At 63.9% G+C, this 24920-nt stretch carries 26 protein-coding genes and 4 tRNA genes; 20 read left to right on the top strand and 10 right to left on the bottom strand.

The window, feature by feature from the left end:
• The first annotated feature begins 40 nt into the window (after window positions 1-40).
• From thiO to ggt, 4 genes are all read left to right on the top strand, one after another.
• Window positions 41-1147 carry a glycine oxidase ThiO gene (gene thiO, locus Q0894_RS14435; RefSeq protein ID WP_299236605.1) on the top strand — a complete coding sequence of 369 codons (1107 nt, stop codon included), beginning with the start codon at window positions 41-43 and terminating at the stop codon, window positions 1145-1147.
• Complete coding sequence (gene thiS / locus Q0894_RS14430) at window positions 1134-1361, top strand: sulfur carrier protein ThiS (protein ID WP_202597161.1); 228 nt, start codon at window positions 1134-1136, stop codon at window positions 1359-1361. Before thiO ends, thiS begins: the two co-directional genes overlap by 14 nt.
• Entirely contained in the window at window positions 1361-2179 is an 819-nt protein-coding gene (locus Q0894_RS14425; RefSeq protein WP_161422612.1) for a thiazole synthase, read from the top strand. The genes thiS and Q0894_RS14425 overlap by 1 nt, the downstream gene beginning before the upstream one ends.
• Window positions 2180-2374: 195 nt before the next feature.
• Window positions 2375-4114, top strand: a complete 1740-nt coding sequence (gene ggt / locus Q0894_RS14420; RefSeq protein ID WP_299236599.1) for a gamma-glutamyltransferase — start codon at window positions 2375-2377, stop codon at window positions 4112-4114.
• 156 nt (window positions 4115-4270) lie between these two features.
• Here ggt and Q0894_RS14415 read toward each other — a convergent pair.
• Window positions 4271-4346, bottom strand: a tRNA-Ala gene (locus Q0894_RS14415).
• A 211-nt stretch (window positions 4347-4557) separates the two neighbouring features.
• On the opposite strand from Q0894_RS14415, the gene Q0894_RS14410 reads away from it, so the two are divergent.
• The 8 genes from Q0894_RS14410 to nadB all read left to right on the top strand — a co-directional run bounded on the left by Q0894_RS14410 (window position 4558) and on the right by nadB (window position 10787).
• Complete coding sequence (locus tag Q0894_RS14410; RefSeq protein ID WP_195687239.1) at window positions 4558-5205, top strand: response regulator; 648 nt, start codon at window positions 4558-4560, stop codon at window positions 5203-5205.
• Between the two features lie 9 nt (window positions 5206-5214).
• Window positions 5215-7029: an excinuclease ABC subunit UvrC gene (uvrC, locus tag Q0894_RS14405; protein WP_299236596.1), complete on the top strand. Its 1815-nt coding sequence runs from the start codon at window positions 5215-5217 to the stop codon at window positions 7027-7029.
• 69 nt (window positions 7030-7098) lie between these two features.
• A complete protein-coding gene (gene pgsA, locus Q0894_RS14400) occupies window positions 7099-7647 on the top strand; it encodes a CDP-diacylglycerol--glycerol-3-phosphate 3-phosphatidyltransferase (RefSeq protein ID WP_299236594.1) in 549 nt (182 codons plus the stop codon).
• Window positions 7648-7740: 93 nt separating this feature from the next.
• Window positions 7741-7815: transfer RNA gene (locus Q0894_RS14395), tRNA-Gly, on the top strand.
• A gap of 25 nt (window positions 7816-7840) precedes the next feature.
• Window positions 7841-7914, top strand: a tRNA-Cys gene (locus Q0894_RS14390).
• Window positions 7915-7950: 36 nt separating this feature from the next.
• Window positions 7951-8037 (top strand) — tRNA-Leu (locus tag Q0894_RS14385).
• Window positions 8038-8083: 46 nt separating this feature from the next.
• A complete protein-coding gene (locus tag Q0894_RS14380; RefSeq protein ID WP_299236592.1) occupies window positions 8084-9229 on the top strand; it encodes an FUSC family protein in 1146 nt (381 codons plus the stop codon).
• Window positions 9210-10787, top strand: a complete 1578-nt coding sequence (nadB, locus tag Q0894_RS14375; protein ID WP_299236590.1) for an L-aspartate oxidase — start codon at window positions 9210-9212, stop codon at window positions 10785-10787. Before Q0894_RS14380 ends, nadB begins: the two co-directional genes overlap by 20 nt.
• Before the next feature lie 102 nt (window positions 10788-10889).
• Here the strand turns inward: nadB and Q0894_RS15790 are convergent, their stop codons facing one another.
• Both Q0894_RS15790 and Q0894_RS14365 read right to left on the bottom strand, forming a co-directional pair.
• The gene (locus Q0894_RS15790; RefSeq protein ID WP_366131030.1) at window positions 10890-11285 is read right to left on the bottom strand and encodes a protein YgfX; all 396 of its coding nucleotides are present in this window, start codon (window positions 11283-11285) and stop codon (window positions 10890-10892) included.
• The gene (locus Q0894_RS14365; RefSeq protein ID WP_299236587.1) at window positions 11245-11538 is read right to left on the bottom strand and encodes a succinate dehydrogenase assembly factor 2; all 294 of its coding nucleotides are present in this window, start codon (window positions 11536-11538) and stop codon (window positions 11245-11247) included. Before Q0894_RS14365 ends, Q0894_RS15790 begins: the two co-directional genes overlap by 41 nt.
• 179 nt (window positions 11539-11717) lie before the next feature.
• Between Q0894_RS14365 and Q0894_RS14360 the strand changes: the two genes are divergently transcribed.
• From Q0894_RS14360 to lapB, 3 genes are read left to right on the top strand one after another with little or no spacing between them, the layout of a single operon-like run.
• Window positions 11718-12014, top strand: a complete 297-nt coding sequence (locus Q0894_RS14360) for an integration host factor subunit beta (protein WP_195687245.1) — start codon at window positions 11718-11720, stop codon at window positions 12012-12014.
• 57 nt (window positions 12015-12071) lie between these two features.
• Window positions 12072-12395, top strand: coding sequence for a LapA family protein (locus Q0894_RS14355; protein ID WP_299236583.1), 324 nt, complete (start codon window positions 12072-12074; stop codon window positions 12393-12395).
• Window position 12396: 1 nt separating this feature from the next.
• Window positions 12397-13578: a lipopolysaccharide assembly protein LapB gene (lapB, locus tag Q0894_RS14350; RefSeq protein WP_299236581.1), complete on the top strand. Its 1182-nt coding sequence runs from the start codon at window positions 12397-12399 to the stop codon at window positions 13576-13578.
• A gap of 9 nt (window positions 13579-13587) precedes the next feature.
• Here lapB and pyrF read toward each other — a convergent pair whose 3' ends face one another.
• A complete protein-coding gene (gene pyrF / locus Q0894_RS14345) occupies window positions 13588-14283 on the bottom strand; it encodes an orotidine-5'-phosphate decarboxylase (protein ID WP_299236579.1) in 696 nt (231 codons plus the stop codon).
• A 243-nt stretch (window positions 14284-14526) separates the two neighbouring features.
• On the opposite strand from pyrF, the gene Q0894_RS14340 reads away from it, so the two are divergent.
• Window positions 14527-14808 (top strand): ComEA family DNA-binding protein, encoded by a 282-nt coding sequence (locus Q0894_RS14340; RefSeq protein ID WP_299236577.1) that lies wholly within the window; start codon window positions 14527-14529, stop codon window positions 14806-14808.
• Window positions 14809-14979: 171 nt separating this feature from the next.
• On the opposite strand, the gene Q0894_RS14335 is transcribed toward Q0894_RS14340, so the two are convergent.
• Window positions 14980-15741 (bottom strand): SDR family oxidoreductase, encoded by a 762-nt coding sequence (locus Q0894_RS14335; RefSeq protein ID WP_299236649.1) that lies wholly within the window; start codon window positions 15739-15741, stop codon window positions 14980-14982.
• A 222-nt stretch (window positions 15742-15963) separates the two neighbouring features.
• On the opposite strand from Q0894_RS14335, the gene Q0894_RS14330 reads away from it, so the two are divergent.
• The 4 genes from Q0894_RS14330 (at window position 15964) to Q0894_RS14315 (ending at window position 19685) form a co-directional block, all read left to right on the top strand.
• Complete coding sequence (locus Q0894_RS14330) at window positions 15964-16512, top strand: FxsA family protein (protein WP_299236575.1); 549 nt, start codon at window positions 15964-15966, stop codon at window positions 16510-16512.
• Between the two features lie 205 nt (window positions 16513-16717).
• A complete protein-coding gene (locus tag Q0894_RS14325; RefSeq protein WP_161432894.1) occupies window positions 16718-17011 on the top strand; it encodes a co-chaperone GroES in 294 nt (97 codons plus the stop codon).
• 63 nt (window positions 17012-17074) lie between these two features.
• On the top strand, window positions 17075-18718 hold the full coding sequence (groL, locus tag Q0894_RS14320; RefSeq protein WP_299236572.1) for a chaperonin GroEL: 1644 nt from the start codon (window positions 17075-17077) through the stop codon (window positions 18716-18718).
• A 232-nt stretch (window positions 18719-18950) separates the two neighbouring features.
• Window positions 18951-19685 carry an RNA methyltransferase gene (locus Q0894_RS14315; RefSeq protein WP_299236570.1) on the top strand — a complete coding sequence of 245 codons (735 nt, stop codon included), beginning with the start codon at window positions 18951-18953 and terminating at the stop codon, window positions 19683-19685.
• 79 nt (window positions 19686-19764) lie between these two features.
• Here the strand turns inward: Q0894_RS14315 and Q0894_RS14310 are convergent, their stop codons facing one another.
• The 5 genes from Q0894_RS14310 to Q0894_RS14290 all read right to left on the bottom strand — a co-directional run bounded on the left by Q0894_RS14310 (window position 19765) and on the right by Q0894_RS14290 (window position 24895).
• A complete protein-coding gene (locus tag Q0894_RS14310) occupies window positions 19765-21117 on the bottom strand; it encodes a Na+/H+ antiporter family protein (RefSeq protein ID WP_299236568.1) in 1353 nt (450 codons plus the stop codon).
• 77 nt (window positions 21118-21194) lie between these two features.
• Window positions 21195-22250, bottom strand: a complete 1056-nt coding sequence (locus Q0894_RS14305) for a DUF4105 domain-containing protein (RefSeq protein ID WP_299236566.1) — start codon at window positions 22248-22250, stop codon at window positions 21195-21197.
• Between the two features lie 71 nt (window positions 22251-22321).
• Entirely contained in the window at window positions 22322-23290 is a 969-nt protein-coding gene (locus tag Q0894_RS14300; RefSeq protein ID WP_299236647.1) for a branched-chain amino acid transaminase, read from the bottom strand.
• A 27-nt stretch (window positions 23291-23317) separates the two neighbouring features.
• The gene (locus Q0894_RS14295; RefSeq protein ID WP_299236564.1) at window positions 23318-24433 is read right to left on the bottom strand and encodes a class II histone deacetylase; all 1116 of its coding nucleotides are present in this window, start codon (window positions 24431-24433) and stop codon (window positions 23318-23320) included.
• A gap of 105 nt (window positions 24434-24538) precedes the next feature.
• On the bottom strand, window positions 24539-24895 hold the full coding sequence (locus Q0894_RS14290; protein ID WP_299236562.1) for a RidA family protein: 357 nt from the start codon (window positions 24893-24895) through the stop codon (window positions 24539-24541).
• Window positions 24896-24920: the final 25 nt, after the last annotated feature.

The following is a 24920-nucleotide window of genomic DNA, read 5'->3' as shown; positions in this document are numbered from 1 at the left end:
AGCCTGATCTCCACACTGCCAACTGCCGGATGCACGCCTCATGAACGCCACCCCACAACGCCGCTTCGCCATCGCCGGCGCCGGCCTGCTCGGCCGCCTGACAGCCTGGCACCTGCTGCGCGACGGCCATGCCGTCAGCCTCTACGATGCAGGTGACCTTGACACGCCGCCCGCCGCAGCCTGGACCGCCGCCGGCATGGTCGCTCCCCTGGCCGAAACGGTTGTCAGCGAGCGCAGTGTCTATGAGATGGGGCAGATGGCTCTCGATCGCTGGCCCGGATGGCTGGCCGAACTCCAGGCGTCGGAGCTATGGCACCAGCACGGCAGCCTGGTGGTTGCCCACCCCCAGGATGGCAACGAGCTGATCCAGTTCCGCCGTGACCTTGCCGACACCCTGGGAGAAGGCGCCCTCTATCAGGAGCTGGATGGCAGCGGCATACATCATCTGGAACCCGATCTGACTCGCTTCCGCCACGGCCTGTTTCTTGCCGACGAAGCACACCTGGATAACCGCGAGCTGCTCACACGGCTGCTGGGGGCGATACGCGAGCTTGGCGGTGAGTGCCATGCCCATACCCCGGTGAAAGTGCATCCCGGCGAAGTGACCACCCCAACGGGAACGCACCACTTCGACCTGGTGATCGACTGCCGTGGCCATGGCGCCAAGACCAATCACCCCACCCTGCGCGGCGTGCGCGGCGAAACACTGCATGTAACGACCAACGAGATCACACTGACGCGGCCGGTGCGCCTGATGCATCCGCGCTACCAGCTCTATGTGGTCCCCAAGCCCAATGGACGCTTCGTCATCGGCGCCACCTCCATCGAGAGCGAAGATCGCTCACCGATATCGCTGCAATCCTCCCTGGAGCTTTCCAGCGCCCTCTATACTCTGTCACCGGCCTTCGCCGAGGCACGCATCCTTGAGCAGGGTGTCAACCTGCGCCCCGCCTTTCGCAACAACCTGCCCCAGGTTACCCTAAGCGATGGATTGATTAGCGCTAATGGACTGTTTCGCCACGGTTATCTGCTTGCCCCAGCCGTGGTTGAGCATCTATTGAGCGAGATTCGTGGCCACGGTGACAACCCCTTCGCCGACCTACTGGACGGCTCCGCCCCCAGGAGACCCTGTCGTGAAAGCGAGTGACCCCATGCATGAGATCACCCTGAGCCTCAACGGCGAGCCCGCCCGGCTTCCCGAAGGCACCCCCCTGACCCAGGCCCTGGAAGCGTGGGGGTATGGAGAGCGTCGCGTGGCCGTAGCCATCAACGATGCCTTCGCACCGCGCTCCACCTGGCCCGAGCGCACCCTCGGCGAGGGTGACCGTATCGATATCGTGGCCCCGGTAGGAGGCGGCTAATGCACACCCAATCACCCCATGACGATGCGCTGGTGCTCTATGAAGAGCGCTTCAACAGCCGTTTCCTGCTTGGCACCGCCCTCTACCCGTCGCCCCAGGTGATGCAGGACGCCATCGAGGCCGCCGACTGCGCGATGCTGACCCTGGGGCTGCGTCGCCAGAATCCCGGCGGCGGTAACGCCGATGGCGACGGCGATGCCTTCTGGCAGATTCTGCGTGAAAGCGGCTGCCACCTGCTGCCCAACACTGCCGGCTGTCGCTCTGCCCGGGAAGCCATCACGCTCGCCGAGATGTCCCGGGAACTGTTCGACACACCCTGGATCAAGGTCGAGGTCATCGGCGACGACTACAACCTTCAGCCCGACCCCTTCGGTCTGCTGGAAGCCGCTCGGGAGCTGGTCGAGCAGGGCTTCAAGGTGCTGCCCTACTGCACCGACGATCTGGTGCTATGCCAGCGCCTCCAGGAGGCAGGCTGCCAGGCCCTGATGCCCTGGGGCGCACCGATCGGGACCGGGCGTGGCCTGATGAACCGTTACGCCCTGCGCACCCTGCGCGAGCGCATCGACGTGCCACTGATCATCGATGCCGGCCTCGGGGCTCCTTCCCAGGCCGCCGAAGCCATGGAAATGGGCTTTGATGGTGTGCTGCTCAACACCGCCGTGGCCAAGGCACGCCGCCCGGCACAGATGTCGGCCGCCTTCGCCCGCGCCATCGAGGCGGGTCGCGAGGCCTATCTCGCCGGCCTGATGGAGCGTCGCCAGACCGCCAGCCCCAGCACGCCGACCCTGGGCCAGCCCTTCTGGCACGCCACACCCTGATACGGCCGCCGGCGAGCGTCATCACGCTCGTCGGTTTGACAGCAGCAGACTATCGAACCTAACTGAATGGGCGGCCCGGCGGGCCGCCGGTCGTTCCTGCCTTCGATCGCCACAGGCTGGCGATGAGGGCAGAACCCGACGGCATACCCCGCATACGAGGCTGCCACTCTGCTCACCAAAACAAGGGACACTACAATGAGCACTCGTTTTCTGACGCCCCCTGCGCCCAGAGCCCTGACCATCGCCCTCCTCTCGGCGAGCCTGCTGGCATCACCCGCCGCCTTCTCCCAACAAGCCATCCTCGAGGGTGAACGCTTCCATCCTCAGGAGAGTCGCGACGGCATGGTGGCCACCAGCCACTTTCTTGCCTCCGAGGTAGCCCGAGATGTGCTCGCGGATGGCGGCAACGCCGTGGACGCGGCGGTAGTCGCCGGCTTTGCCCTGGCGGTCACCCAGCCGCGCTCCGGCAATATCGGGGGAGGCGGCTTCATGCTGATCTCCGATGAGGAGAACGATGAGGTCATCGCCATCGACTATCGCGAGACCGCACCGTCGGCGGCCTTCGAGATCATGTTCCAGGACGAGAGTGGCGAGGCAGTCACCGAGCGTTCACGCTTCACACACCTGGCAGCAGGCGTGCCTGGCACCGTGGCCGGCCTGGCCCTGGCGCTGGAGAAGTACGGCACTCTGAGCCTTGCCGAGGCGCTGGAGCCGGCCATACGCCTGGCGGAGGATGGCTTTACCGTCCCCCCGCGCTTCGTCAAGGGGCTGCAGGATACCCGTGGCCGCTTCGAGGCCTGGGATGCCAGCATGGCCAAGTTCTTCAAGGAAGACGGCAGCGCCTATCAGGTCGGCGACCTATTCCAGCAGCCCGACCTCGCCGCCACCCTCAAACGTATCGCCGAGGAGGGGGCGCGGGAGTTCTATGAAGGCGAAACCGCTCGCCTGATCGTCGCCGAAATGGAACGCAACGACGGCCTGATCACGCAAGAAGATCTGGCCGGGTACCAGCCGGTGATCCGCGAACCCAGTCACGGCACCTACCGAGGGCACGATATCTACGCCATGAGCCCGCCCTCCTCCGGCGGCGCCCATATCGTGCAGATGCTCAACATCCTGGAGGAGTACCCCATCGGTGAAATGGGCTTCGGCTCGGCCGAGAGCATGCACTTGATGGCCGAGGCCATGAAACGTGCCTATGCCGATCGGTCCGAGTTCCTCGGTGACACCGATTTCGTGGATGTACCACTGGCCGGGCTCACCTCCAAGGAGTACGCCGCCGAGCTGCGCGACCAGATCGGTGAACAGGCCACCCCGAGCGCCGAGATTGCCCCCGGCAATCCGGTCGACTACGAATCCAACGAGACCACCCACTTCTCCATCGTGGATGACAATGGCCTGGCCGTTTCCAACACCTATACCATCAACTTCAGCTATGGCTCGGGCATCGTGGTCGACGGTGCCGGCTTTCTGCTCAATAACGAGATGGATGACTTCTCGGCCAAGCCCGGCGTCCCCAATGCGTACGGTCTGATCGGCGGTGAGGCCAACAAGGTGGAGCCCGGCAAGCGCATGCTCTCCTCGATGACCCCGACCATCGTCAAGCGTGATGGCAAGAACTACCTGGTCACCGGCAGCCCCGGGGGCTCGCGAATCATCACCACCACCCTGCAGGTGCTGATGAACGTGATCGACCACGGCATGAACATCCAGTCGGCGGTCAGCGCCCCGCGCATGCACCATCAGTGGCTGCCCGACGAAATCCGTACCGAGGCCGGCTTCAGTCCCGATACGCTGGAACTGCTCAGGGAGCGCGGTCACACCATCAGCCAGCAATCGGCCATGGGTGCCGCCCAGTCGATCCTGATCGAGGACGAGATGTATTACGGTGGGGCCGACCCTCGCCGCTCCACCTCTTCTGCCATCGGACTATAAGCCACACCACCCCCGGCCGTCGTGCCGGGGGTAACAACCTCTGTTGGCGTATCCCCATGCCAGGGGTCGTGCCTCACCCACGCACGACTGTGTGCGACCGACCACGAAAAAGCCGCCTGGCGCAGTGCGCCAGGCGGCTAATTCATTGAATCTTGTTGGTGGAGCCTAGCGGGATCGAACCGCTGACCTCAACACTGCCAGTGTTGCGCTCTCCCAGCTGAGCTAAGGCCCCACACCGTCTCGCCGTTGCGAGAACGGGGCATATAATACGGTGACATGAGGTTACCGTCAACTCTTTTTTCTGTTTGCCCACCATTTTGTATAGCAACCTAAGTAGTCTTTTCTCGCCGCCACCCTGTGTGGCAGGCTTGTCACCAACAGTTACCCTTACATCATGCGATGAGCCAGTTTGCTGCCGTCGAGTCGTTCAGGAGCGAATCAAATTGATCAAGGTACTCATTGCCGATGACCACCATCTGATAAGAACCAGCCTTGCCCATCTGCTGAATGCCGAAAAGGATCTGCGGGTCACCGGCGAGGCGGCCAGCGGCGAAGAAGCCATCGCCCAGGCCCGGCGCCTCAAGCCTGACGTGGTGCTGATGGATATTCGCATGCCAGGTATCGGGGGCCTCGAGGCCACGCGCAAGATCACCCGCGCCCTCCCGGACACTCGCGTACTGGTGCTCACCGCCTGGCTGGAGGACAGCTTCGCTCAACGGCTGCTGGACGCCGGGGCTCGAGGCCTTGTCAGCAAGGGCTCCCAACACGAGGAGATGGTCGGTGCCATCCGCGAGGTATTCCAGGGGCACCGTTATGTCAGCCCCGACGTGGCCCAGCGCCTGGTGCTGTCGCGGATTGACTCACCCGAGAATCCATTCGATGAGCTCTCCTCCCGAGAGATGCAGGTGGCGATGATGATCATCAATTGCCAGAAGGTCGCCGACATCTCGGACCGACTCTTTCTCAGCACCAAGACGGTAAACACCTACCGCTACCGCATCTTCGAGAAGTTGGGCGTCAAGTCTGACGTCGAGCTTACCCATCTGGGCCTGCGCCATGGATTGGTGGAAGGCTTCTCCACCATGCAGTAACCTCGCCAGATGACCTTTGACCATCGCCGCTTTCTGGCCAGCGTCAGCGAGGCCCCCGGCGTCTATCGCATGTTCGACCAGGGCGGCGAGACGCTCTATATTGGCAAGGCGCGCCGCCTCAAGGCTCGTCTCGCCAGCTATTTCCGTGGTGCACTGAACGCCAAGACCCAGGCACTGGTAGCGCGTATCGCCGATATCCAGGTCACGGTGACCAACAGCGAGACAGAGGCCCTGCTGCTCGAGCAGACACTTATCAAGGAGCTGCGGCCGCCCTATAACATCCTGCTGCGCGACGACAAGTCCTACCCCTTCATCTTTGTCACAGACCGCCACCCCTTTCCGGCGCTGGAGTACAAGCGGGTTCGCCAGCGCCGAGATGACGGGCGCTACCTCGGCCCCTACCCCAGCAGCCACGCGGTGCGCGACAGCCTCTCTCTGATGCAGAAGATATTCCGCATCCGCAACTGCGAGGACAGCGTCTTCGCCCACCGCTCGCGACCCTGCCTGCAGTACCAGATCGATCGCTGCAGCGCTCCCTGCGTGGGATACATCTCCGAGGCCGACTATCGCCGCGATCTGGAGCACGCCGTGCAGTGCCTGGAAGGCAAGAGCGAACAGGTTACCCGGGAGCTCACTACCGCGATGGAAGCCGCCAGCCGTGAGCTGGCCTTCGAGGAGGCGGCCCGCCTGCGCGACCAGATCCAGCAGCTGCGGCAACTGCAGCAACGCCAGTTTGTGGATACCGGTGATGGCGACGCCGACGCCTTCGCGCTGGCCAGCCGCCCCGGAGCGTTATGCATCTCGGTACTGGCCATCCGCCAGGGGAGGCTGCTGGGAGCGCGCCATCACGCTCCCGCCAATGGCCTCGACCTGTCGGAAGAGGCGCTGCTGGGCGACTTCATCAGCCAGTATTATCTGGGCCAGGCCCGGGAGATCCCTCGGGAGGTGATCACCAGTCACGCCGTTCCGGACGCCGAGCTGATCGCCCAGGCACTGGCCGAAAAGGCCGGCCGCCGAGTGCGGCTGACCGATCAGGTGCGCGGTCATCGCGCCCAGTGGAAGGAGCTGGCTCTCACCAACGCAGAACAGCAGCTGGCCGCCCAGCTGGCCAATCACAACCAGCTTGCGCAACGTTTCGATGCACTGCGCGACGCCCTGGGCATGGCAGCAGCGCCGGCACGGCTCGAGTGCTTCGATATCAGTCACAGTCATGGCGAGGCCACGGTCGCTTCCTGCGTGGTGTTTGACGAAAACGGTCCACGCAAGTCGGACTATCGTCGCTTCAATATCGAAGGGGTGGCGGCGGGCGATGACTACGGGGCCATGCAGCAGGCGCTCACCCGTCGTTTTCGTCGCCTGAAAGAGGGCGAAGGGCAGACGCCGGACGTGCTCGTCGTGGATGGCGGCAAGGGGCAGCTCAACATGGCCCGCGAGGTACTGGCGTCCCTGGGAGTCACCGGCGTGGCGCTTCTCGGCGTGGCCAAGGGCACCACCCGCAAGGCGGGCCTGGAAACGTTATTCCTGGAAACCGTGGACAGGACGCTGAACCTGGAGCCCTCCTCCCCTGCCCTTCACCTGATTCAGCATATCCGCGATGAGTCGCACCGGTTCGCCATCACCGGTCACCGCACACGACGAGACAAGCAGCGCCGCACCTCGACCCTCGAAGGCATCCCCGGCGTGGGCCCCAAGCGCCGGCGCGAGCTGCTGCGCTTCTTCGGCGGACTGCAGGGGGTCAAGCAGGCGACTCGTGACGAGTTGGCCCGTGTGCCTGGCATCAGCGCCACCCTGGCCGAGACGATCCATCAAGCTCTGCATGGATGATGCTCGCCAAGGGGGATAGAATACGCCAACGCTTAACGCTCCTCTCACCGGCAAGGACAGCTTCGCGCGATGAACATTCCGAATATCCTTACCCTGGCCCGTATCGCTTTCATCCCGCTGCTGGTAGTGCTGTTCTATCTGCCACTCTCCTGGAGCATGCCCCTGGCGGCCGCGCTCTTCGCCCTGGCCTCGGTGACCGACTGGCTGGACGGCTATCTGGCCAGACGCTGGAACCAGGCCACACCGTTCGGCGCCTTCCTCGACCCGGTCGCCGACAAGCTGATGGTAGCGGTGGCACTGGCGCTGATGATCGAGCGCTATGACGCAGTCTGGCTTACCCTCCCTGCGCTGGTAATCATCGGACGCGAAATCGTGATCTCCGCGCTGCGAGAGTGGATGGCCGAGATGGGCAAGCGGGGCAGCGTGGCGGTGTCGTGGGTCGGCAAGCTGAAGACCACCCTGCAGATGGTGGCCATCTTTCTGCTGCTGGCCTTCGCCCCCGGCACGCCTGTTGCCATGCTCGCCGTGGCGACTCTCTATGCGGCGGCCGTGCTGACACTCTGGTCGATGGTTCTCTATCTGCGCGCGGCCTGGCCCCATCTCAGGCGTTCCATGTAAAAGAGGAAAGAGCAGAAAAGAGGGGAAGAGTAGAGGAGATAGGAAAAGGCTTGACTGTCACCGGCTTATCCGTATAATACGTTCTCGAGTCAGGCGGGAATAGCTCAGTGGTAGAGCATCGCCTTGCCAAGGCGAGGGTCGGGAGTTCGAATCTCCTTTCCCGCTCCATTCTTCGGAATGGCCCGACTCATGAGGCTGGATGGCAGAGTGGTCATGCAGCGGACTGCAACTCCGTGTACGCCGGTTCGATTCCGACTCCAGCCTCCACTCCCCTATTTCTTCTGTACTGCCCGACACCGTGCCGCCCGGATGGCGAAATTGGTAGACGCAAGGGACTTAAAATCCCTCGGTGGCGACACCGTGCCGGTTCGAGCCCGGCTCCGGGCACCAGGCAACCGCTGATGGGCTAGACAGATACCCTGCGGGGCAATCTTCGATGAACCTGCCGCCCCTGCGCGATCCCTTCTTTACCTATCGCTATCGTCGTCGGCTGCATGTCCTTCGTGTCGTGCTGGCGCTGACCGCATCCTTCTTGCTCACTCATTTTCTGACGATCCCTCACTCAGGATGGGCGCTGGTGAGCACCGTCATGGTAATGGGCAACCTGCCGCATATCGGTGGCGTACTCGACAAGGGCCGCCAACGGCTGCTCGGCACTCTTCTCGGCGCGGCCAGCGGACTGCTGTTGATTCTACTCCCCGGCGACCTGGCGCCGCTGATCCCTGCCGGTAGCGTGATCGCCATCGGTGTCGCCACCTGGTTCACCTTCGGCAACCGCCACGGCTACAGCGGCCTGATGTTCGCCATCAGTCTGCTGCTGGTGGCCGGTGACGGCAATCACGCACTCGATGTGGGCCTGTGGCGGGCCTTCAATGTGCTGCTTGGCACCCTGATCGGCATTACCACCACCATGCTGGTCCTGCCTCAGAAGGCCACCGACATGTTGCGCTTCATGCTGGCGGAGAACCTCGACCGCCTGGCGCGCCTGTTTCATGCCCACACCACCGCCACGGCCGCCCTGGATATCGACACCCATGCCCTGCTCAAGGCGACCAGTTCGGCACTGATCAAGCAGCGCGGCCTGGTCGATGCCATCCACCGTGAACGTCGACTGAGTCGAAACGAGCTGGATGACGTCATTTCCCTGCAGCGGCGCATGCTCTCGACCATCGAGCTGCTGCTCGAGACCCACTGGAATACGCGCGCCGGCCACGACCGCATCGAGGCGATGGAGGGGTTACGCGACGAACAGCACCGCCTCTCCAGGGAGCTCGGCACCCTGGCCTACCAGGTGCGTACCGGCCAGGCCATCGACGTCGAGATCAGCCAGTTCGACCTGCAGCGTCACGCCCCGCTGGCCACCACCGCGGTCAGCCCGGAGGGGCGCGCCCTGTTCAGTCCCAGTGGCTACCTTTGGTTAAATCGCGAGCTGGCCCGGCTGACCGAGGCGCTGGTCACACGCCTGGGCGGCCTGACCCGGCTGCCCAGCCGGCGCCTGCGCCGCGCCTCGGGTCGCAAGTGGGCTCGCCGCCATACCGCCACGTCCGACAAAGGAGCGCAAGATGCCCCACGGCAACCATGACGTGCTGATCATCGGCGGCGGTGTCGCCGGCCTGGTACTCGCCCTCGAGGTGGCCGACCGCCGCGCCGTCACACTGCTGCGCCCGGCCAGCGACGACCCGGGCGCCAGTCGCTGGGCCCAGGGCGGTATCGCGGCCGTACTCTCCCCCAGCGATGATATCGAGGCCCATGTTCAGGACACACTGGTGGCTGGGGATGGCCTGTGTGATGAGAGCGCAGTGCGTTTCACCGTGGAGCAGGGACCGGAGGCCATCGAGTGGCTGCTCAACCTCGGCGTGCCCTTTACACGCGACGCCAGCCCTGAGGCCGACTACCCCTACCACCTCACCCGCGAGGGCGGACACGGCGCGCGACGCATCATCCATGCGGCCGACGCCACCGGACGAGCGGTGATGGACACTCTCAAGGCTCATGTCGTGGCACATCCCCGGATCCAGATTCGCGATGACCTCACCGCCATCGGCCTGCTACAGGATGATGCCGGCCGGTGCCGTGGCGCACGCTGCCTGAACAGCGTCGGCCAGCGAATAGACCTGCCGGCCCACGACACCGTACTGGCCACCGGTGGCGCCAGCGGTCTCTATAGATACACCACCAGCCCCAAGCCCGCCAGCGGCGAGGGCATGCTGATGGCCGCCGAGCTCGGTGCCACGCTGATGAACCTGGAGTTCCAGCAATTCCACCCTACCTGTCTACATGACCCCGAAGGAGCGCCCTTCCTGATCAGCGAGGCGGTACGCGGCGAAGGCGGTAAGCTGCTCAATATTCACGGGGAGCGCTTCATGCCGGCGATCGACCCGCGCGCCGAGCTGGCTCCGAGAGACGTGGTGGCCCGCGCCATCGACAGCGAAATGCAGCGCACCGCCAGCGACCATGTCTTCCTGGATGTCCGCCACCTGGGTGAAGCGGCGATCCGCGAGCACTTCCCCACCATCCACCGCCACTGCGCCGAGCGTGGCATCGATATCGTGAACGCTCCGATCCCGGTGGTTCCGGCGGCCCACTACAGCTGTGGCGGTGTGGCAACCGACCGGCATGGTGCCAGCGATGTCGAGCACCTCCACGCGGTAGGCGAGGTCGCTTGCACAGGCCTGCACGGTGCCAACCGCATGGCCAGCAACTCACTGCTGGAGTGTCTGGTCTATGCACGCAGCTGCGCCGCCGCTCTACGTGATGCGCCGCGCGTTACACTCTCTCACTCCATCTGCAGCTCGGCCATCATCGAGGCCGCGCCACTCCCGGCACAGCTCGACGAATGGCGCGAAAGAATGCGCCTCCAGATGAGTGCCCGGGTGGCCATCGTGCGCCGCGACGCCGAGCTGCTCAAGGCAGCCGAAGCGCTGGCCGAGTTACAACAGGAGATCTCACCGGTCGTCCGGCAGGGCCAGCCAGGCATCGAGCTCTCGAGCCTGTGGCACGCACTACGCCTGGCACGCCTGACCGTGGCCAGCGCCCAGGGACGGCGTGAGTCCCGCGGCCTGCATTACAACCCGGACTGCCCACATCACGCCGACCACCATCCCCGCCCCTCTCGGCTACGGCTGGCCGAGCTCGACTGAACAGGCCTGTGGGGCAGAAGGACCGTTGGGCGCGAGTATATGGTGGCCCACACATTACTTCGAGAGTCGCCTCATCCATCTCACCATCGGGCCTGGGGTGGCCTAGTGACGGATCAGATAACGACGCAACTCTCGGTGATCAAACGACGAGCAGCTATCTGGCCATAGCCACAGCCGACGGCCATTCAGTCTAAGCCCGATCAGCCAGGGACCCAGATAGTCGCAATGCAGCCTGACCGGCTGCGGGACGGACGCCCCGGCTTCCTGCCATTGCCACTGCAGCTCCCCGCTGGGCAGCGCCTGTGCACTCAACTCCCCCTGGGGCTGGTGAAGCACGCACCCTACCGTGATGACGATCAGACAGAGGGCAACCGGCAACCACAACCACGGAGGCAGCACGCTGACGAGGAGGCCGACCACCCCGGCGGTCGGCAGAAGGTGCGCCAGAAGCGCCAGCCTAGACCGGCCGATGCGACACGCTGTCGGCGCTCTCGGCATGCTCGATGATCATCTGGACAATGCGCCGACGCACCGGCTCCTCAGGCAGTTCGCGACGCATCAACCACAGGAACAGGTCCTGATCCTCCTCGTCAATCAGGTCGCGGAATGCCGCCTGGTCGGCGGGCTCGAGGGCGTCATAGCGCTGTTCCAGGAAGGGTACCAGCAGCAGATCCAGCTCCCACATGCCGCGACGCGAGTGCCAATAGAGTCGCTTTCGCTGTGCCGCCTCGGGGCTTGATGGTTCGTTCAAGGTCGACCTCGACTTTGCCTTGGGGATGTCCTGACAGTATACCCGAGGCGATGCCTCGACACAGCTGACGTCGGTCATGGATCCCGGTCTCTACCCATGGTCGTAGTGCGTTGTTTTGTCTCGCTTTGCCGAGTATGCTTGAAAGAAAATAACAGCCGCGCCGCTAATGGAGATCCAAGATGACCAAGTCCGAGCTGATCGAACAGATCGCCATGCGTCAGCCCGAGCTGTCGCTCAAGGAAGTGGAATCGGCGGTTCGGCTGATTCTCGACGACATCACCGAGACGCTGGCATCCGGGGGCCGCGTCGAGATACGCGGCTTCGGCAGCTTCTCACTGCACTACCGCGAACCCCGGGTCGGGCGCAATCCCAAGACCGGCGAACCGGTCGCGCTGGACGGCAAGTTCGTGCCACACTTCAAACCCGGCAAGGAGCTACGCGAGCAGGTAGATGCCAGCCGCGAGCTGGGCTACTGAACTCGGCATTTCGCTCACCCGGCCCAACATTCCTACATCCATATGGGGACACTACGCATGCGTTGGCTCAAAGGCCTGATCCTGGCCATCATCCTGCTGGCGGTTCTACTGGTCGGCATCCTGTTCGCGGTCAACAACCGTGAGGCCCTGCCCCTCAACCTGATCTGGTTCGAGCTGCCTCCCGCCTCGCTGTCGGTATGGCTGCTGGCCTCACTGGCGGTGGGCGTGCTGCTCGGCATGCTGGCCATGAGCGGCGCCTACCTACGCCTGCGGGCCCTGCTGACTCGCGCCCAGCGCCATAACCAGCAGCAGCGCAAGGAGCTCGACAAGCTACGCGTCCAGGAGCTGAAGGAGAATCGGGGGCTGAAGGAAATCGCCTGAGATGCCCGATGCTCTGCTGCTGACCACCCTGTTGGCAGCCATCGCCATCGGCTGGTGGCTGGGACGCCGCGAACGCAGCAAGCCCATTGATCCCGCGCCTCCGCAAGGACTGGCACGGGATTATTTCGTCGGCCTCAACTACCTGCTCAACGACCAGCAGGACCGCGCCATCGAAACCTTCGTCGGGGCGCTGGAGGTCAACAGCGAGACCATCGACACCCATATCACCCTCGGCAACCTCTTTCGTAGCCGAGGTGAGGCCGATCGGGCGATGAAGATTCACCAGAATCTGCTTGCCCGCCCCAGCCTGACGGGCACCCAGAGTGAGCGTGTGCAGCTGGAACTGGCCCGTGACTTCCTCTCCCTCGGCCTGCTGGATCGCGCCGAGCGCCTCCTCAAGGGACTCCTGCGCGACTCTCAGGACGCCGAGCTGACACGCTCGGCACGCCGGCTGCTGGCCGACCTCTTCGAGCGCCAGGGCGAGTGGTCGGAAGCCTTCGCGGTCGTGACTCCCCAACTGCTCCGTGAGGACCAGGAGCTACGCCGCACCGCGGCGCACTGGCTCTGCCAGCAGGCCGAGGAGGAGCGCGGCAATGCCAGTCCGGTGCTGGCGCGTCGCCATCTCAAGCAGGCTCTGAGCATCGATTCTCAATGCGTCCGCGCCAACCTTCAGCTGGCCGCCCTGGAACACGATACGGGGCACTACCGCCAGGAAATCACCCTGCTGTCACGGATTCCCGAACAGGACCCTGCCTTTACTCCGTCTCTGCTGACACCCCTGGCCAACGCCTACCGCCTGCTAGATGACGAGGATGGACTGATCGAACATCTTCAACGGTTGCTCGAGAAGACCCCCTATACCAGCGTGATCATTCTGCTGGCCGAGACCATTCGCCATCGACGGGGTATCGAAGCTGCCATCGACCTTGTCAGCTTGCAGCTCAATCGTGAAACGAGCCTGGGTGCCCTCGATTACCTGATCGACCTCTATCGCCAGCACGGCCGTGGCACGGCACTGGAACAGCTGGCACTACTGCAACAGCACACCACGACCCTGCTCGCGAAGCTGCCCCGCCATCGCTGTCGACGCTGCGGCTTCAGCGGCGACCAGCTGCACTGGCAGTGCCCCCGCTGCCGCCACTGGGGGTCGATCCGGCCGATCACCGGAATCGAAGGTGAGTAGGAGCTCGCCTCAGGCGAGTTCGGCCTCGATGGCGGCGAGCGCCTCCATGGGCTCCGCCGCCAGGGTGACCGGACGTCCAACCACCAGGTGAGTGCTGCCCGCAGCCATGGCATCACGCGGCGTCATCACCCGCTTCTGGTCGCCGATCTGGGCGAAGCTTGGCCGAATCCCCGGCGTTACCTTGAGGAAGTCACCGCCGCACAGCGCGTTTAGACGGGCCGACTCCTGGGCCGAACAGACCACACCGTGCATTCCGCTCTCCTGGGCCAGCAGCGCCAGACGCTCGACCTGCTCGGCAGGGGGCACCGACACCCCCACCTCGACCAGATCCTCGGCCATCATGCTGGTCAGCACGGTCACCGCGATCAGCCGTGTGCTCAAGGCCTGGCGCTCCAGCCGCTCCCGAGCCGCCTCCATCATGCGGCGCCCGCCTGCGGCATGCACGTTGACCATCCACACCCCCTGCTCCGCCGCGGCCTCGACGGCACCGGCCACGGTGTTGGGAATATCGTGAAACTTGAGGTCGAGAAACACCTCGAAACCACGGCCATGCAGGGCCTCAAGCACGTCGGGACCGCTGCGCGTAAACAGCTCCTTGCCAACCTTGAGACGGCAGCGCGCCGGATCGAGGCGGTCCGCCATACAGAGGGCAGCATCCAGCGAGGGGTAATCGAGGGCGATGATCAGAGGGGAGTCGGTAGACACGTAACAGGCTCCTGGCAAGAGGAAATCGACGGCAGAGTATACCAGCCATATCGAACATGAATCGTGCGAGTTCACTGACGTGTATCCGACGATACTCTTCGGAAATGCAGGACAACACGTCAGGTTCAATGGCGCTCTGTACTACGTGCAACTGAGCAAAAGACCCCAGGGAATCCGTGCCTCCCACGGCTAGCCTTAAACAGGCATCGGCGGAGGTTGCGATGCCAACAAGGGAGAACTGCCATGAAATTCAGGTTTCACGCCCTGTTCGGGGCCTGTCTCGTCGCCCTCCTGCTGGGTCTCGCGCCGCTCGGCGCCGTGGCCCAGGAGGTAGAGCCGATCAATATCAACACGGCAAGCGCCGAGCTGTTGACCGAGCTACCGGGCATCGGGCCCAGCAAGGCCGCCGCCATCGTCGAGGATCGCGAAACCAACGGACCCTACGAGAGCGCCCAGGACCTGACACGAGTCAGCGGCATCGGTGATGGCACCGTAGCCAACCTGGAGGACCAGGTAACCTTCTGACCCCGCAACCCGAGCCCCATGGCTTCAGGGAACGATGGTCGGCCAACGGAAGGCCGCCCATCGCCTTCTTTGCCGACTCTACTTGCCGGCATCTTCCCGGCGTTTTACCGGCATCTTGTGGCCCCGCCATGTACCCCATAGTCGCTGTGGCCATTACCACCCAGGACTGCGTCAGAGACGCAGGCCCCCATCACATTCGATCACGCGGCCGCTAAAGTAGTCATTCTCGAAGATGAACAGCGCGCTCTGGGCAATATGATCCGGTTCACCGAGACGCTTGAGCGGGACGCCGGCAGTCAGCTTGTCAAGCATATCCTGGCGCATCGACGCGGTCATCTCGGTTTCGATGAAGCCCGGCGCCACGGCACCCACGCGGATACCATGACGCGCCAGTTCCTGGGCCCAGGTAGTGGTGAGCGCCACTACCCCTGCCTTGCACGCCGCATAGTTGCTCTGCCCCATGTTGCCGGCCCGGGAGATGCTTGAAATATTGACGATCACCCCCTCCTGACCGGCCTCGACCATCTGTGTCGCCGCCTCGCGTCCGCAGAGGAAGACGCCGGTCAGATTGACATCGACCACCGACTGCCACTGCTCCAGTGACATGCGCTTCTCGACTCTTCCCTCCCGAGCCTTGATCAGCAGAGCGTCACGCAGGATGCCCGCATTGTTGATCAGGCCGCTAACCGGACCCAGGGAGTCCGCGATATCGACAAAGGCCTGCTTGACCGAGGCTTCATCGGCCACATTGGTCACGAAGGCCCGCGCCTCGACACCGGACTGGTGAAGACTCGAGACGGCATCATCCAGGCTGGCGGCATCGGTATCCAGCAGGGCCAGGCGAGCACCACGGCTACCCAGTGTCGCTGCCATGGCGAGCCCCAGCCCACGGGCGCCACCGGTGATGGCGATCACGGCGTTCTCCAGTTGCATCATGCATCCTCTTCCAGTCAGTTGATCGAAGAGCACTGTACCAAAGCTGTGTGCAGTGCATCCCAGCTAATGTCATCTGTCCATTTCACCTGTCCGATGCATCCGTCCATTTCACCTATCCAGACTCTCGTCTCGAGCGGCCGATCGCCAGCGAGGGCGTTCAACGCTTGATTTCCAGGTTTGCGCCCCCATCTCTGCTTCATCTCCACCACGGGAGGCCACATGCCTTTTCTCCTCATCTTCACACTATTTGCCCTGCTCGACTTCGTGGTCCTGTTTTCGGTAGGCGGCCAGATCGGGCTGCTCGCCACTGTGCTGCTGGTCCTGGCAACCGGCTTTGTCGGCCTGCACCTCATTCGCCGCGAAGGTGCCGCCACCTTTGCCCGGGCTCGGGCTCGCCTCGAGCGCGGAGAGGTCCCCTCTGGCGAACTGCTGACGGGGGCCGCCCTGATCTTCGGTGGTGCCCTGCTGATGGCGCCGGGGTTCATTTCCGACGCCCTGGGCTTCATGTGCCTGATTCCCGATGCCCGCCGACTGATGGGCAAGCTGCTGGCGTGGCTGGGTATCCGCACCCAGGGATTTCATATGTACGGCGGGGGATTTTCCTCCTCGAGCAGCCACGCCTCGGCCGGTCATGCAGGTGGCCCTCGAGATGACTGGTCCCAGGCCGACGAGGGCCGCCACCGGCGCGGTGGCCAGGCCTCATCATCACAGGACGACGACGGTGCCATCGAGGGTGAATTCATCTCTCGTGATGAGCGCCGCCGCTGATCGGATAGGTGCGGCAAAAAAATTTATCGAAGGGCCTTGAAAGCCCAGTGACGAGCCCCACTTACTCGACAGCAACAGGTTTCGGCGCGGCATCCGCGCCATTTACACGGAAGGCGCCCGACGCCTCCCCTCGCTGCTCAGGTGGCGAGGTCACGATGCAAACCGCCGGGTTACCGGCATACAAACCATCAGGAGAACGTGAGCAATGAACATCCGTCCCTTGCACGATCGCGTCATCATTCGTCGCGTTGAGGAAGAACAGAAAACTGCTGGCGGCATCGTGCTCCCGGGCAGCGCCCAGGAAAAGCCGACTCGTGGCGAGGTACTCGCCGTCGGTAATGGCCGGATCCTCGACAACGGTGACGTCCGCGCACTCGACGTCAAGGTTGGCGACACCGTGATCTTCAAGGATGGCTTTGGCGTCGAGAAGCAGAAGATCGACGGCGAGGAAGTCCTGATCATGAGCGAGTCCGACATCCTGGCCGTGGTCGAAGGCTGAGTCTCGACCGCCACAACACTCGATACTGACTGACGTTCACGAACTCACAGGAAGCATACGAAAATGGCAGCGAAACAAGTCAAGTTCTCCAGCGATGCCCGCACCCGCATGGCCAAGGGTGTCGACACCCTGGCCAACGCCGTCAAGGCCACCCTCGGTCCGAAGGGCCGCAACGTGGTCCTCGAGAAGTCCTTCGGCGCGCCGACCGTCACCAAGGACGGTGTCTCCGTAGCCAAGGAGATCGAGCTCAAGGACAAGTTCGAGAACATGGGCGCACAGATGGTCAAGGAAGTCGCTTCCAAGACCTCCGATGTCGCCGGTGACGGCACCACCACCGCTACCGTTCTGGCCCAGTCCATCGTGACCGAGGGTCTGAAGGGCGTGATCGCCGGAATGAACCCGATGGATCTCAAGCGCGGCATCGACCAGGCCGTCGCCGCCGCCGTCAAGGAGATCGGTGAGCTGGCCGTGCCCTGCACCGACACCAACGCCATCGCTCAGGTTGGCACCATCTCCGCCAACGGCGACAAGCGCATCGGTGAGATCATCGCCGAGGCGATGGAGAAGGTCGGCAAGGAAGGCGTCATCACCGTCGACGAAGGCCGTGGCTTCGAGGACGAGCTGGATGTCGTGGAAGGCATGCAGTTCGACCGTGGCTACCTGTCGCCCTACTTCGTGACCAACCAGGACACCATGGCGGTCGAGCTGGAAGATCCGTTCATCCTGCTGGTGGACAAGAAGATCTCCAACATCCGCGAGCTGCTGCCGACTCTCGAGTCCGTGGCCAAGGCTGGCAAGCCGCTGGTGATCATCGCCGAGGACATCGAAGGCGAAGCGCTGGCTACCCTGGTGGTCAACACCATGCGTGGCATCGTCAAGGTCGCGGCCGCCAAGGCCCCGGGCTTCGGTGACCGTCGCAAGGCCATGCTGCAGGACATCGCCATCCTCACCGGTGGCACCGTGATCTCCGAGGAAGTGGGTCTGGACCTCGAGCAGGCTACCCTGGACCACCTGGGCACCGCCAAGCGCGTGACCATGTCCAAGGAGAACACCACCATCATCGATGGCGCCGGCCAGGATGGTGACATCGAGGCTCGCGTCAGCCAGATCCGCGCCCAGATCGAGGAGACCTCCTCCGACTACGATCGCGAGAAGCTCCAGGAGCGCGTCGCCAAGCTGGCCGGCGGTGTTGCCGTCATCCGCGTCGGTGCCGCCACCGAAGTGGAGATGAAGGAGAAGAAGGCACGCGTCGAAGACGCCCTGCACTCCACCCGCGCCGCCGTCGAGGAAGGCGTGGTGCCCGGGGGCGGTACCGCCCTGGTGCGCGTGCTGACCAAGGTCGCCGGCCTCAAGGGTGACAACGAGGACCAGACCCACGGTATCGCCATTGCCGTGCGTGCCATGGAGGCCCCGCTGCGCCAGATCGTCACCAACGCCGGCCAGGAGGCTTCCGTCATCCTGAACCGCGTCAAGGACGGCGAAGGCAATTTCGGCTACAACGCCCAGACCGGCGAGTTCGGCGACCTGTTCGAAATGGGCGTTCTGGACCCGGCCAAGGTCACCCGCTCTGCCCTGCAGTCCGCTGGCTCCGTGGCCGGCCTGATGATCACCACCGAGTGCATGATCGCCGACGATCCGGACGAGAAGGACGCTGCTCCGGACATGGGCGGCATGGGCGGCATGGGCGGCATGGGCGGCATGATGTAAGCCAGCCCTACCCTGCCCCAGGCACTGCCCTTCCGGGCAAGCCCTGAGACGGACCCCGCCGGTGAAAGCCGGCGGGGTCTTTTTGTTGTAAGCCGTGAGCAACAAGCTGCAAGAACCCCACGGGTTCGCGTCTTTCGCCCGAATCGTGCCCAGCTAGGAATGTTGATTTCCAGGGCTTACAGCTTTCCGCCCAATGCGTAAACTACGCGCTCCTCTCGCATCGAGCCGATTTATGCTGTCCAATATTCGTATCGTCCTCGTCCAGACCTTTCATCCCGGCAATATCGGCGCCGCCGCGCGAGCCATGAAGACCATGGGGCTGAGTGAGCTTGTGCTGGTCAACCCGCGCCGGTTTCCCGACCCCGAGGCTACCCGGCTCGCCGCCGGGGCCGAGGACCTGGTGGAGGATGCCAGGGTCGTCGGTTCACTGGCGGAGGCCGTCAGTGACTGCGTACAGGTGGTGGGAGCGAGTGCGCGACTGCGCAGCCTGCCGCTACCCCACTTCGACGAACCCGACGCCATGGCCTGCGAGCTGGTGGAGCATGCCGCCCACGACCCGGTGGCCCTGGTGTTTGGGCGCGAACGCTTCGGCCTCACCAACGACGAGATCGCCCTGTGCAGCCACCAGGTCAGCATCCCCGCCAATCCCGACTATGGCATCCTCAACCTCTCCCAAGCGGTACAGGTGCTCGCCTACGAGGCATTTACGGCCTGGCGGAGGCGCCCCGATAGCGGCTACCGTCCGACCCTGCCCGCCGAAGAGCGCCAGCCGAGTCGCGAACAGCTCGCGTATTTCCATGAACACCTGAGCCAGGTGATGCACCGCAGCGGTTTCATCACCCAGCCCCATGCCCATACCGAGGCTCACCTGCATACGCTGTTCGCCCGCGCCCAGCCCTCGCGACGCGAACTTTCACTGCTGCGTGGCCTGCTGGCTTCGTTCGAGCGCCACCTGCCCCAGAAATGATCACCATGAAGCACTGGCGCACAAGCAAAACGGCGACCCGAAGGTCGCCGTCGAAGATCACTCGCTACCAGTAAGATGCCTAGAGTGTAATGGCAGCCAGCCAGCCGAAGCCGATCAGCGGGATATTGTAGTGGACGAAGGTCGGCACCACGCTATCCCAGATATGGTCATGCTGGCGGTCCACATTAAGACCCGAGGTCGGCCCCAGCGTGGAGTCGGAAGCCGGTGAGCCGGCATCGCCCAGCGCCGCCGCTGTCCCCACCAGCGCCACGGTAGCCAGGGGCGAGAAGCCGAACTGCACCGCCAGCGGCACGAAGATGGCGGCGATGATCGGGATCGTGGAGAACGATGAGCCGATCCCCAGGGTGATAAACAGCCCCACCAGCAGCATCAGCAGCGCGGCCAGACCGCGATTGTCACCGATCACCTCGACGCTGGAGTGCACCAGGGTCTCGATATGCCCGGTAGCGGTCATGACCGAGGCAAATCCCGATGCCGAAATCATGATAAAGCCGATCAGCGCCATCATGCGCATGCCGCTGGTAAAGAGATCATCGGCCTCACGCCACTTGAAGATCCCGCCCACCGAGAGCAGCGCGAAACCCACCAGCCCGCCGAGGATCATCGAGCCGGTCCAGAGCTGGATGCCCAGGGCCGCCACGATGGCCACCACCGACATCACCAACCCCATGGCATGCGGCTCATGATGAGCCTCGGGATGATGATGCGGCACATTGGTGGTCGCCACGTCCGCATCGGCATAGTCACGTGGACGGCGATAGCTGAGGAATACCGCAACCAGCAGGCCCAGGGCCATGCCCCCCACCGGCACGCCCATGGCCAGAGGCACCATGCCGCGACTTATCTCGAGTCCCAACGCCTCACCGGCCTGGTTGATGTTGGCCAGCAGGATATCATTGAGGAAGATCGCCCCGAAGCCCACCGGCAGCAGCATATAGGGCGCCGTGAGTCCGAAGGTCAGCGCACAGGCCACGGCGCGGCGATCAAGACGAAGCTGGTTCATTACCTTGAGCAGCGGCGGAATCAGGATCGGAATAAAGGCGATATGCACCGGAATCAGGTTCTGGGAGGAGATGGCCACCAGCAGTACCGACCCGAGCAGCAGGTACTTGACCACCGCCTGGCGGTTTGCCGTGGCCTCCTGCCCGAGCAGGGAGATAAGCCGCCTGGCCAGCAGGTCGGGCAGGCCCGAGCGTGAGATCGCGACGGCAAAGGCACCCAGGGTGGCGTAGGCCAGGGCCACCTTGGCGCCTCCCCCTACACCATCGTTGAAGGCGCCCAGGGTTTCCTCGACGGAGAGCCCCCCGATCAGGCCGCCCACCAGCGCCCCGACCACCAGCGCAAAGACGACCGAGACGCGTGCCAGTGACAGTCCGACCATCACCAGCACCGCAATGATTACCGCATTCATGGCTGAGTTTCCCGAAGAAGGAGTTGGATTGAGACGAAACGGCGCAGAATTTTATCAGAAGCCGGTAGGCACTGCCGTTACTCGATCCGATCTTCTCCTCTATTTTTCAACGTCGGCTTGCAACCACTCGGCGACCACCCCGGCACGCCGGCGCGGATGCGTCGAGAGAAGTCATGATCATCATGGGCCGCCAGGGCCCGTTCGGAAATATCACCGCGACGCTCGAGCTCGATCAAGGAGTGGCCAGGCAACAGGCCACCATGATCGTGGACATAGCCGGGCAAACGACCAGTCAGCAGCAGCCGATGATCCAGCGGCAACGCCTCGACGATACGGCGTATCAAGGCATACACCAGGGTGCTGCAGTTGGCGGTAACGGTGTGATAGAAGCGCGGCTCGCGCGCCAGCTGGTTGGCCTGCTCCACCAGGGCAAGCAACAGCTCGCGGCGCTCGCGTCGCCCGAGCAGCACCCGATAGAGGGTCACCGTCTCCCCCCGCACATTGCTGCGCAGGCGTATCGCATCACGCTCATCGGCGGCGATGATCGCAAGCTCATACTGCTTGAAGAAGCCACCGACCTCCGAGAAGGCCTCATGGCGCTCGCGGCGCACCTCGACCGAGAAGGTCACGAAATCGTCGACAATGCCCCGGCCATTGTCGAAGCCGAAGGAGAGCAGCACATGGGCGATGCCCGGCCTCCCCCAGCTGGAAACGAACAGGTCCAGGGTCGCCAGGCGCTGAAGGTCATACTCCCGCTGCTGCCAGGCCAAAGATGCCGCGTCGTGGCGGTACCAATCGAAGCAACGCACATGATCAAGCACCAGCCGTTGGCCGAGCTGGCGGCCCGTGGCCAGGAAGCGTACATCATCCGCCCACTCCAGATCGCTCTCCGGCACCAGACGCCACCACCAGCACAGCAGGGCGAGCATGCTGAGCCCCATGCCCAGCACTGCCCCGAGGCGGCTCCCCTGCCATAGCCAACTCAACCACAATCCACCCAGCAGTAGCCACGCCAAGGCGGCAGTCCGTCGCCAGCGTGCGGCTGCCGGAAAGCGGTGCAGCAGCGCCAGACTGCCCCATGATGACAACACCAGCAGCACCAGACTCAATGCGAGATTGTTCAACAGCGACATGCGAGCTCCCTTCGACCTGCCGCCAGGCTACCACGCCCCATCTCCACCCAGCTCAACGCCCTATGCCTGCATCAAGCAGGCGTCAGCCACTCGCCGAAGGCCTCCGTGGCAGGCCCCGGCTCTCCCCGGGTAACATCGCGGTAAAGATGCTGGAGTCGTGCAGTCAGCGAGCCTTTCGCGATTGGCTTATCGACGGCCGGCGCCCCGGCTCGGGCACCGATATGGCGACCATCCAGTTCGCGCAGCGGCAGGATCTCCGCCGCGGTACCGGTCACGAAGGCTTCATCGGCGATATACAGCTCGTCGCGGGTGATTCGCCGCTCCTGAACCTCGATGCCCAGCACCTCTCGGGCCAGGCAAATCACGCTATCCCGGGTGATCCCCTGCAGACAGGAGGTCACCTCCGGGGTATGCAGCACACCATCTCGCAACAGAAAGACGTTGGCCGCCGAGGCCTCGGCGACATAGCCCTCGGGGTCGAGCATGATCGTCTCATCGAAGCCGGCCTTCACGGCGGTATTGAGTGCCAGCATCGAGTTGACGTAGTGGCCATTGGTCTTGGCCCGGCACATGCTGATATTGACGTGGTGGCGCGCCCAGGAGGAGGTCAATGCGCGCAGCCCGATTGAGGCCGCCTGAGGCGAGATATAGTCCCCCAGGTTCCAGACGGGAATCATCACATGGGTAGTGAGCCCCTGGGCCCGCAGCCCCAACCCCTCGGCCCCGAGGTAGACCGTTGGCTTGAGATAGGCATTGGCCAGCTCATTACGCTCCAGACACTGCCGCTGGGCCTCGATCAAGGTATCGGCATCATAAGATAACGGTATATCCAGGGCATGGGCACTATCCAGCAGCCGGCGGGTATGCTCCACCACACGAAACAGATGGGTCCCCCTGGGACCTGCATACGCGCGCACCCCCTCGAAGCACCCCATGCCGTAGTGCAGGCTATGGGTCAGCAGATGGGTGCGGGCGTCACGCCAGGCCAGCCATTCAGCGTCATGCCAGAGCCAGCCATCACGATCGTAGAGCGGTGTCATTGTCATGCCATTCCTTGTCGGTAGCGATCAAAGTCGGCGCTCTGCCATCCAGTCGGAGCGCCAGCCGTCAATCAGCTCACGCTGATGGGGTTGCAGCTCCTGATAGGCCCAGGCGGCAATCTCCTCGGCCTGGGGGTCAGGTACCGAGATGTGGCTATCGGCCAGGGCCTGGATGGCTGCATGGCCGCATAGCGGCACATAACCCTCGGAGTAGCCACCTTCATGGACTAGCACCAACCGCCCATGGCCGAGGCGCTCGGCCAGTTGCCTGAGTGAGGTCGTCATACGGGCAAAGGCAGTGCTGTTGAGCAGCATCTTGCCGAGGGGATCCTTGGCGCAGGCGTCGTAGCCACAGGCCACCACGATCAGTTCCGGCGCGAAGGCTTCGATGGCGGGTAGTACCAGCGACTCCATGGCATAGTCATAGGTACCGAGCCCCGAGCCGGGCGGCAACGGCAGATTGAGACAGGCCCCCAGGCCGGCTCCCTCCCCCTGCTCCTCGAAGGTGCCGGTATCAAGCGGGTAGTTGCCCGCCTGGTGAATGGAGACCGTCAACACTTCTGGGTCTGCGTAAAACGCCGCCTGCTGGCCATTGCCATGGTGCACATCCCAGTCGAGGATCGCCACGCGCCCCACCTGGCCCAGAGCTCGCGCGCGCATCACCGCCACCGGGATATTGCCCAGCAGACAGAAACCCCGCCCACGGTCGGCTTCGGCGTGATGCCCAGGGGGACGACACAGGGCATAGGCCTGGTCGAGCTCACCGGTGGCGACGGCCTCGACCGCCGCGATGGCCAGTCCCGCCGACTGTCGCGCGGCGGTCAGGCTGCCCGGCGTATAAGGGGCACAGTCACCCGCATCGCCGCCACGCTCGGCGTCGCCGGCCTCCAGCGCATCCAGGTAGTGGTCGGTGTGGAAGTATCCCAGGTCCTCCCGGGTCGCCGGGGCCGGCTTGCGCACCGCCAGCTCATCGATCAGCCCCGAGACCTCGAGCAGGTTCTTGAGGCGCCGCTTGCTCTCCGGGCTTTCCGAGGCCGGCTGCGGCTGAAGAAACTCACCGGGGGCCGAGAACACCCCGATCGCCCCCGGATCGTGCCAGAAGCAGCGCTCGTGCCAGAAGAAACCACAGCGTGGCGAAGTCATGTACGCTCCTCCTGGTAACCCCTCGGCTCTATGGCCGAGGCCAGTCTCTTCAACACCGGCCAAGACCCCATGGTCGCCACCTCCTTGGCGATAGTCAGCGCCATCTCACGTCTCCGGTATCGCCGCGGTAACCATGATCTCCACCTTGAACTCGGGCAGAGCCAACTTTGCCTCCGTGGCGGCTCGGGCGGGCGGCCGGCCCGGCACGACCCAGGCATCCCAGGCCTCATTCATGGCGGCGAACTCGTTCATGTCAGTGACCCAGACCAGGGCGCTGAGCAGATGCTCCTTGCTGGTTCCCGCGGCGGCCAGCTGGCGGTCGATCTTGGCCAGCACCTGCTCCGTCTGACCACGCATGTCGGCGCCAGTATCGTCGGGCACCTGGCCAGCCAGATAGACGGTGCCATTGTGAACCGTGGCCTGACTCATGCGGTTATTGCTGTCGTGATAGGTAATGCTCATGACAGGTTCTCTTGTGGGAGTGATG

This window comes from uncultured Halomonas sp., assembly GCF_947501415.1.
Lineage (GTDB): Bacteria > Pseudomonadota > Gammaproteobacteria > Pseudomonadales > Halomonadaceae > Halomonas.
The sequence above is the reverse complement of the archived record's forward strand: the minus strand, read 5'-3'. Positions and strand labels throughout refer to the sequence as shown.